Raw genomic sequence first — 9313 nt, forward strand, 5'->3', positions numbered from 1 at the left:
CGCGCCCGCTGGACCGGCGAGACGCCCCGCGCCGTCGGCCTGATGCTGGCCGAGGCGGCCCAGACCGCGCGCGAGCACGGCGCCTCCAGCCTGGCCGAACGCGCCGAACGCCTGGCGCCGCGCCCTCAAACCGCCTGAACGCGCCGTCTCCAGACGTCGCACGGCCTTGACCCGGCCCCATTGGGCGCCTAGCTCACGGGCTTCGCAGAAGGGTTCCGACACAGTGACCGAACAAACCGCCGCCGATCCCGTCCACGCCTTCATCGCCCAGACGGTGGCCGAGCATGACGTGGTGCTCTTCATGAAGGGCACGCCGGATTCGCCGCGCTGCGGCTTCTCCTCGGTCACGGTCCAGATCCTCGACCACGTGGGCGCGGCCTTCGTCGGCGTCGACGTGCTGCAGGACGAAGCCCTGCGCGAAGGCATCAAGGCCTTCACCGACTGGCCGACTATCCCCCAGCTCTATGTGAAGGGCGAGTTCGTCGGCGGCTCGGACATCGTGCGTGAGATGTTCCAGTCGGGCGAACTGGCCGCCCTGATGTCTGAAAAGGGCGTCGCCCTCGGCGAGGCCTAGGTCCGATGGCCCGGCCGCAGTTGCAACCGCGTGAGGACCGCGAGGTCTTCGTCGTCCCGCTGGACGTGCGGCCGGAACACATCGACGAGAACAACCACGTCAACAACGTCGTCTATGTCGGCTGGCTGCAGGACGTGGGCACGGCCCACTGGAACGCGCGCTTCGACGACGAGACGCGCGCCCGCTGGTCGTGGATCGCCCTGAGACACGAGATCGACTACCTGCGCGCCATCGCCCCCGACGCGACCGGCGTCGTCGCTCGCACCTGGGTCGGCGATCCGCAAGGGCCGCGCTTCAACCGCTATGTCCGCATTGAGGACGCCGAGGGCCGCCTGTGCGCGCAAGGCCTGTCCGAATGGTGCCTGGTCGACGCCCAGACCCTGCGCCCCGCCCGCATTCCCGCCGAGATGCTGGGACCGTTCACGGCCTAAACCTGCCTTCTCCCCTTGTGGGAGAAGGTGGCCCGTCAGGGCCGGATGAGGGGTGTCTCCTCAACGCAAAAAAGGGGCCGCGCGACCTGACATCCCGCAACCCCTTATCCGTCTGGCTTCGCCTGCCACCTTCTCCCACAAGGGGAGAAGGATCATTGTCGTTCGCCAACGCCTTCGGCTGCTTGAGCACGTCAGCCCGCGATCTGGCCGAAGTCGGCGACGCGGTTCATGACGCCACGCACCTGAACCAGCAGCTTCAGGCGGTTTTCGCGCTCTTCGGCCACGTCGGAGTTGACCATGACGGCGGTGAAGAAGGCGTCCACCGGGCCGCGCAGGGCGGCAAGCGCCGTCATGGCGGCGGCGAAGTCCTCGGCCTCCAGCGCGGCGTCCACGGCCGAGGCGGCGGCAGCGGCGGCGAAGGCCAGGGCGGTCTCTTCAGACGGCTGGTTCGGCAGGCCGGTGGCGACGGCGCCCTCAGGCAACGGCCCCTTCTTCTCCTCGGCCTTGAGCAGCTGGGCGGCGCGCTTGTAGCCCGCCAGCAGGTTCGCCCCGTCGTCAGTGGCCAGGAAGGCGGCCAGCGCCTCCACCCGACGCACGATCCGCACCAGATCGTCGTCGCCCAGCGCAAAGACGGCCGCCACGAGGTCGTGACGCTGGCCCTTGTCGCGCAGCAGGACGGTCAGGCGGTCGGCGAAGAAGGCGCTGAGTTCAGTTTCAACCGCGAGCTTGTCGACCGCGCGCTGAATATGTCCCTTCTCCAAGGCGGCCATGGCCGGTGAGAAGGCGTCGCGGCTCAGGCCAACGCGAGCTCCATTCTCCAGCACCAGCCGGATCACGCCCAGCGCGGCGCGGCGCAGGGCATAGGGGTCCTTCGAGCCCGTGGGCTTTTCGTCGATGGCGAAGAAGCCGACCAGGGTGTCCAGCTTTTCGGCCATGGCGACGGCGACCGTGACCGGAGCGGTCGGGACGCTGTCGCCCGGTCCCTGCGGCTTGTAGTGGTCGCGGATGGCGTCGGCCACGGCGTCGGGCTGACCGGCCAGACGGGCGTAGTAGCCGCCCATGATCCCCTGAAGCTCCGGGAACTCGCCGACCATGCCCGAGGCCAGGTCGGCCTTGGACAGGCGCGCGGCCTGTTCGGCCTGCGCCGGATCGGCGCCGACCAGCGGGGCAATCTCACGCGCCAGGGCGGCGATGCGGTCCACCCGCTCGGCCAGCGTGCCCAGCTTGGCGTGGAAGGTGACGTCCTTCAGCTTCGCGTTCCAGGCGTCGAAGCCGATCTTCTGGTCCTCGGTCCAGAAGAATTCGGCGTCGCTCAGACGCGCCGACAGCACCTTGGCGTTGCCCGCCGCCAGAGCCTGCCCTCCGTCGGTCGCCTCGACGTTGGCGACGACGACGAAGTGCGGCGCCAGGCCTTCCTTGCCCGGTTCGCGCACGGCGAAATACTTCTGGTGCACCTTCATCGACAGCTGGACCACTTCCGGCGGAAGAGCCAGGAACTGCGGGTCCATGTCGCCCAGGATCGGCGTCGGCCATTCGGCCAGACCCGACACCTCGTCCAGCAGGCCGTCGTCATCGACCAGAGCCAGCCCCTTGGCCGCGCACACGGCCCTAGCGCCCTCGAGGATGCGCAGCTTGCGGTCGGCGGCGTCCAGCAGGACGAAGTTGCGTTCCAGCTTGGCGCGATAGTCGGCGAAGTCCTTGACCGCGAACGGCTGGCCCGCGCCCATGAAGCGGTGGCCCTCGGTCACGTCGCCGCTCTGGATGCCGTCCACCTCAAACGGGATCACCGCCCCGTCATACAGGGCCAGAATGCGCTTGATCGGCCGCACCCAGCGCAGGGTTCCCGTGCCCCAGCGCATCGACTTGGGCCAGGGGAAGTGGCGAATGATGTCGTCGACGCTCTCGGCCACGACCTCGGTGGTCGCGCGGCCCTTGCTGCTGATTTCGGCGAACCAGACGCCGTCGCGCTCGACCAGCTGATCCTGCGTCAGGCCGGTCTTGCGCAGGAAGCCTTCCAGCGCCTGCGCCGGGGCCGAGGTCTTGGGCCCCTTCAGCTCTTCATTGCGGTCGGGCGTGGCGGCGGGCAGGCCGTCGATCACCAGCGTCAGGCGACGCGGCCCGGCGTAGGTCGTCAGCGCATCCCAGGTCAGGCCTGCGGCCTTCAGACGGTCGGACGCCATGCGCTCCAGGTCGCGCGCGGCGCCGGGCTGCATGCGGGCGGGGATTTCTTCGGAGAAGATTTCGAGGAGAAGCTGGGACATCAGGCGGTCGCCCGTTCGTGTTCGACTTGAGCGAGGGCGCAGGCTTTGCACAGGTCGCGGATGCGGCCGATGTAGCTCTGGCGTTCGGCGACGGCGATGGCGCCGCGGGCGTCCATCAGGTTGAACAGGTGCGAGGCCTTCAGCACCTGGTCATAGGCGGCCAGCACCAGCGGCTGGCCCTGCGGCCCCTTCATGGTCAGGAAGTGGGCGGCCTCGCGCTCCATGTCCTCGAAGCGGCGCTTCAGCGCGGCGACGTCATAGCCGTGGAAGTTAGCTTCCGACTGCTGGCGTTCGTTTTCGAGGAAGACTTCGCCGTAGGTCAGGCCTTCCTTGTTGAACTTCAGGTCATAGACGTTGTCGACGCCCTGAACATACATGGCCAGACGCTCCAGCCCGTAGGTCAGCTCGCCCGAGACCACGTCGACCTCGATGCCTCCGACGCCTTGGAAATAGGTGAACTGCGTCACCTCCATGCCGTCGCACCAGACTTCCCAGCCCAGGCCCCAGGCGCCGACGGTCGGGTTTTCCCAGTCGTCCTCGACAAAGCGGATGTCGTGCAGGCTGGGGTCGATGCCGATGGCGCGCAGGGAGTTCAGATACAGCTCCTGCAGGTTGTCGGGGTTCGGCTTCAGGATGACCTGATACTGGTAATAGTGCTGCAGCCGGTTGGGGTTCTCGCCATAGCGGCCGTCGCCGGGGCGGCGCGACGGCTGGACATAGGCGGCCTTCCACGGCTTCTTGCCCAGGGCCCGCAGCACGGTGGCGGGGTGCAGGGTGCCAGCGCCGACCTCGATGTCATAGGGCTGCAGAATGGCGCAGCCCTGCTCGCTCCAATAGTGGTGCAGGGTCAGGATCAGGTCCTGAAACGAGAGAGGTTCAGCAGCGGCCACGGTCGACATTTCGGTCCGATTTCGGGAGGCGCGGACCATAGGGCCGCCACGCTTCGCCAGCAAGGCGAGGCGGTGCAATCCTTCACCCTTCTGCAAGCGCGAATGCGCTAGAAGGCGTCCATGATGCAGCAACGGATCGATCAGATGCGCCGCCGGGCGGCGCGCTATATGGGCGTCAGGCCGGTGACGGTCGCGCCTGCGCGCGGGATTCTCAGCCTCAGCTTCGACGACTTCCCGGCCAGCGCCTGGACCGAAGCGGGACCGATCCTGGCTGAGCACGGGATCAAGGCGACCTATTACGTCGCGGGCGACCTGTGCGGCGGCGAGAACATCGGCAAGGCCCAGTTCGAGGTCGAGCATCTTCAGGCCGTGCATGAGGCGGGACATGAGGTCGGCTGCCACACCTTCGACCACGTCAGCGCCCTGCGCCTGAGCTCCGCCGAACTGACGGACCAGTTGGCGAGGAACGCCGAGTGGGTGGCCGAACGGCTGGACGGCCACGTCATGACCACCTTCGCCTGGCCCTTCGGCGACGTGGCTTTGGGCGCCAAGGCGGTGATCGACGAGCGTTTCCTGCTGGGACGCGGCGTGCGTGACGGGGTCAACGCCGGCCGCGCCGACCGGGCCAACCTTCAGGCCATCGGGCTGGAGTCACGCCGCCTGCCCCACTACGACCTTGAGGCCCTGATCGCCCGCGCGGCCGAGGCGCCGGGTTGGCTGATCGCCTATGGCCACGACGTCGAGAGCGACCCCACCCCCTACGGCTGCACGCCCGAGGATCTGGACCGCCTGATCCGCCTGGCCAAGGCGGCCGGGCTGGATATCCTGCCGGTCGGCGAGGCCTGGGAACGGTTGGGCGGCGTCTGAACCTTCCTCACCGCCCAAAGAAAAACGCCGCCGCCCGGTGAGGGCGACGGCGTCTGTCCGTCAGGATCGCCGGGACCGCAGCCCCGACGCCAGCCTTATCAGAACCGGAAGCTGACGCGGCCGGTCAGGCGGTGGTCCTTGTAGTCGTCGTTGAAGACGCCCGAGTAGCCGACCTCGATGTTGGTCGACTTGGTCGCCTCGATGTTGAAGCCCAGGCCCGCCTGCAGCGCGCCCGAGTTCAGATCGGCGCCTTCGACGCGGAACACCGGACCGTCCGAGAAGGCCGCGTTGAACACGGGGCCGTCGCCGCTCAGGTCTTCGGTCCAGGCCAGGTGGCCAATCGCCGACAGCGCCGGACGGCCGTTGCCGCCCGCCAGGTGCGTCTCGGAACGCAGACCCGCCGTCAGCAGGTCCGAGGTCTGGGAGACATCGCCCGACAGAGCTGCGTCGCCGCCGCGCTCAACCACGTCCGCGTCATATTCGACGCGGGTGTAGTTCAGGTACGGCTCCAGCACGGTCGAGGCCATGACCGACTTGCGCCACGACACTTCGCCGTAGGCCTGCCAGGCTTCGCCGTCGTAGCGACCGGTCAGCTGCTCGTTGAAGCGGTTCAGCGAGGCGGAACGGTCCGTGCGGGTGCGCGAGTCCATCCAGGCGCCGCCCAGACGGAAGTCGAAGCCGGCCAGCGTCGCGGCGCCGTAGACGCCGATGTGCTGGGTCTTGACCTCGCCCGTCGAGTGCAGACGGTTGGCGCGGATCTCCGACTGGCTTTCACCGACGGCGACGCCGATGTGGGCGCGACCGTTCAGCGTCTTCTCGACGCCGGCCAGATAGCCGGTGGCTTCGCTGCGGAAACCGGCCAGTTCGCCGTTGTCCTGGCGCCCGCTGCCGAAGACGCCCGAGGCCCAGACGGCGACGCCGCGGCCATCGGTCGCTTCCGTCGTGCCGTTGCGGCCGCGCGTCAGCATGGCGTCACGGATGAAGCGCGAGTCGCCCGAAGCAACGCCCGCCAGGGTGGCGTGGACCTCGCCCGTCAGGCTGTTCAGCGCCCCACGAACATTGCCGACGCTGCCGTCCAGGATGGCGTCTTCCAGAGCCGTGTTGCGGCCCGCCGGCGGGTTGGTCATGGCCGAAGCGGTCATGACGTCCAGCGCCGCGCCGACCGACTTCTGGTTCGGCGTCACGCCGACCGAAGCGATGGTCACGTCGTTGCGCGCCAGCGTCAGCTGCACAGCCTTGTCGCTGTAGGTCAGGATCGGCTTCAGGAAGGCCAGGTCGCTTTCCGCACCCGCGAAGACGCCGGTGACGCCGCCCTCGGACTGCAGGATATTCATCTGCGTGCGCAGGTTCCATTCGCCTTGGTCGGCCTTCAGAATGACCTTGCCGCCCTCCAGCGTCGTCGCGCCTTCGACGTCGACGCGCGAGTGCTGGGCGCCGTTCACGCTGGAGCGGATCCACAGATAGGAGCCGTCCTTGAACACCAGGTTATCAGCGATGGTCAGCGTGCCGAACGGATTGGCCGCATCGCCCGGCGACAGGACGCCGCCCTTGTCGACGACCACGTCGGCCAGACGGCCCACGCCGCCCAGCATGCCCAGATCGGCCACGGTCGAAGTCGAGTTGATCAGGCTGCCGTTGACGGTCAGCAGGCCGCCCTCGACGCGGGTCGCGCCGGTGTAGTCGTTGGCGCCCGTCAGGATCAGCTCGCCGCCGCCCTTCTTGACGATGCCGCCGATGTCGTCCGGGTATTCGGCCAGAACCTCGGCCGAATAGCGGTCGCGCGCATCGCCGATGTCGTTGCTCCACACATCAACCGTGCCGACGCGAACATTGACGTCGCGCACGTCGCGCAGGGCCGTCGGGCCTTTCAGCGCGACTTCCATCTGCGGTGCGCCCCAGCCGGACTTCAGGTCCACGCCCGGCGTGTCCAGATCCAGCGAGCTGGACACCAGGATGTCCCCGATCAAGGCCGTGTCGTACTCGGCGAAATTCTCCATCAGCAGGGCCGCGAAGCCCGAGATGTTCGGCGCCGCCATCGACGTGCCCGTATAGGCGGCGTAATCCGCCCCCGTGTAGGTGACCAGCGTCTCCAGGCGCTGCACCAACAGGGCGTTGGCCTGCGTCAGAACGTCGGACGAGAACTCCGGCGTCAGGATGGCCATGTTGCCGGTCGAGGTCAGCAGCCCCGCCAGTTGCGAGGTGAAGCCATCCGGATCACCGAGGCGACCGCCCGAGATCAGGGTGATGGCCACGGCCTCTTCGGCCACGCGACGACGCGCGGCGGCCTCGTCGAACGGAAGACCGGCGTCTTCAGCGGCGTATTTGGCGTTCAGATAGGTGTTCAGCGCGCCCAGGAAGCGGTTCACTGAAGCGCTCTGCAGCGCTGCAACCGTCGTCGCCGCATAGAGCGGGCGATAGTCCGCCGGACGGTACTGGGCCACGATGGCGTCGAAATCGAATTCGAAGCCCGGCACGGCCGACACGATCTGATGACCCGGTCCGGCGACGCACCAAGTCGCGCTCTGGCCGCAGAAGCTGGTCGAGGCGCTGGGCGTCAGGCCGCCTGTATAGTTGGCGACGGACAGCCAGTTGGAGCGCAGGCGCGGGTCCGACATGGGGGCGAGCGCATCAATGCCAGCGTGGACGCCGTAGCCGTTGCCCGCCGAGAAGACGACCAGGACGTCATTGTCCAGAACCGGCTTGTAGAAGTCGCCGTAATCCCGGCTCAGCATGTCGCGCACGACATCCGCCGGCGCGTCGTAGGGAATGCTGTTCGCCGACCCCCAGCTATTGTTGATGATCCGGACTTCGCCCGTGTTGGCCAGGTCGATGATGTTCTCCAACGGCGTGCTGACGGTGTCGCCGTTGATGTAGATGTCGCGGAACCACAGGAAGTCGCCGGCGGCGAAGTTCGTCGTGGCCGAATAGATGTTGGCGCCGAAGGCGTTGCCGAACATGACTTCGCCGTCGATGCGGGCGCCGCCGATGGTGCCGGCGACGTGGGTGCCGTGACCTTCCCAGCCGCGACGCGGGTTGATGCGGCCGTCGTTGCCGTAGTCGCCCGAGACGACCGTGTTCAGACCCTTGATCTTGCCTTCCCCGCCGAACAGCGGGTGATCCATGTAGACGCCCGCGTCATTGACGCCGATCGTCAGCCCCTTGCCCGTCAAGCCCAGGGCGTAGGCGTGCTCCAGGCCCAGATAGGCTTTGGAATAATCGACCGTGAACTGGGCGTCTTCGCGCCAGGACGTCAGCGCCGCGTCATAGTTCGCAGTGCGAGACCCGTCCGCCATATAGAACCCGCCCGGCGGCGGCGTAACACTCGTCTGAGCGGAAACATCACTCGCCCAAACCAGGGCGGAACCAGCGGCTGCAACCAAGAGGCCAGCCTTGAACGCGTTAATCATAGATCCCCACAAAAGCGACATAGCTATTCGAAGAGGGGTCGCCTCCGTCCCGACAGCCGTAGCCGTCGCTCCACGCGCCCCTCTCTGAAGCATTTGAGACGGAAACCTCCGCCTACTGTCAATCGCAGAACGGAGATCCTTCTCTCAGACGCAGCTTCACCAAAACTGTCACGCTTGAGTGTGTCGAAATTGGAATTTCTCTCCAACCCCCGCCCCTCATGAACCCAGGAGGTCCGGCGCGCCCATCAATCCGCCGTTTCTTCGCCAGAATTGAGCCACAACCGCGTCAATACGTCGCACTTCTCGCCTTAGGGTTGAAGCAGCCCGCGAGCCTCAGCCCAACGAATCAATGGTTTGCGAGGCCAGCACAGCAGCCAGGAGCAGGCGCTGTATTCGCCCGTTTCAATCATGGTGCGGCGTGTGGGCGAGGAAGCGGAGGCGCGCTCGTCATGGATGTCGCCGCCGCCCTGATGGATCATGAAGGCGCCGTTGTTCACAGGCGTGGTCCGCAGATAGGTCAGGCGCGGACTGATGGTCTCCAGCGGCGGATCGAAGAACCAGCTGGAGCCGATGACGCCCGCCAGTTCCGGCCGCGTCTTCAACAGGGCGGCGGCGGCGGCCCAGTTGCGCTCCCAGCCCGCTTCGTTGAAATCCGACAGGTCGCGCGCCTCGGTGTGGGTCTCCAGCCAGGGCCGCCAGCCCCCCGCCTGGACCCAGGCGATCAGCGGGCCCGGACCGCGTCCGCCCAGCATGTGCCGCACGACCAGCCCCGGCCCCACGGGCGAGGACAGGTCCAGCATCTGGGTGTTGCTGCCCGGCACGCTGAGCGCCAGGGACACCCGCACGTCCTTGGCCCAGAAGTCGGGGTCATAGGGGTCAGCGC

General features: G+C 67.4%; 6 protein-coding genes and 1 pseudogene. 3 read left to right on the top strand and 4 right to left on the bottom strand.

The window, feature by feature from the left end; all coding sequences use genetic code 11:
- Positions 1–223: 223 nt before the first annotated feature.
- Both grxD and RT567_RS10215 read left to right on the top strand, forming a co-directional pair.
- Positions 224–574: a Grx4 family monothiol glutaredoxin gene (gene grxD / locus RT567_RS10210; protein WP_125902132.1), complete on the top strand. Its 351-nt coding sequence runs from the start codon at positions 224–226 to the stop codon at positions 572–574.
- A gap of 5 nt (positions 575–579) precedes the next feature.
- Positions 580–1005: an acyl-CoA thioesterase gene (locus RT567_RS10215; protein ID WP_076223723.1), complete on the top strand. Its 426-nt coding sequence runs from the start codon at positions 580–582 to the stop codon at positions 1003–1005.
- 191 nt (positions 1006–1196) lie between these two features.
- Here RT567_RS10215 and glyS read toward each other — a convergent pair whose 3' ends face one another.
- Positions 1197–3266 carry a glycine--tRNA ligase subunit beta gene (glyS, locus tag RT567_RS10220; RefSeq protein WP_313576289.1) on the bottom strand — a complete coding sequence of 690 codons (2070 nt, stop codon included), beginning with the start codon at positions 3264–3266 and terminating at the stop codon, positions 1197–1199.
- Positions 3266–4165: a glycine--tRNA ligase subunit alpha gene (locus RT567_RS10225; RefSeq protein ID WP_003165881.1), complete on the bottom strand. Its 900-nt coding sequence runs from the start codon at positions 4163–4165 to the stop codon at positions 3266–3268. The genes glyS and RT567_RS10225 overlap by 1 nt, the downstream gene beginning before the upstream one ends.
- Positions 4166–4276: 111 nt before the next feature.
- Between RT567_RS10225 and RT567_RS10230 the strand changes: the two genes are divergently transcribed.
- On the top strand, positions 4277–5023 hold the full coding sequence (locus RT567_RS10230) for a polysaccharide deacetylase family protein (RefSeq protein ID WP_313576291.1): 747 nt from the start codon (positions 4277–4279) through the stop codon (positions 5021–5023).
- A gap of 98 nt (positions 5024–5121) precedes the next feature.
- Here RT567_RS10230 and RT567_RS10235 read toward each other — a convergent pair whose 3' ends face one another.
- Together RT567_RS10235 and RT567_RS10240 are read right to left on the bottom strand one after the other, a co-directional pair.
- Positions 5122–8316: an autotransporter domain-containing protein gene (locus RT567_RS10235; protein WP_313576293.1), complete on the bottom strand. Its 3195-nt coding sequence runs from the start codon at positions 8314–8316 to the stop codon at positions 5122–5124.
- Positions 8317–8738: 422 nt separating this feature from the next.
- Positions 8739–9313 (bottom strand): annotated as a pseudogene (locus RT567_RS10240) (hypothetical protein); the annotation flags it as partial.

This window comes from Brevundimonas sp. (assembly GCF_032107865.1).
Taxonomy (GTDB): Bacteria; Pseudomonadota; Alphaproteobacteria; order Caulobacterales; family Caulobacteraceae; genus Brevundimonas.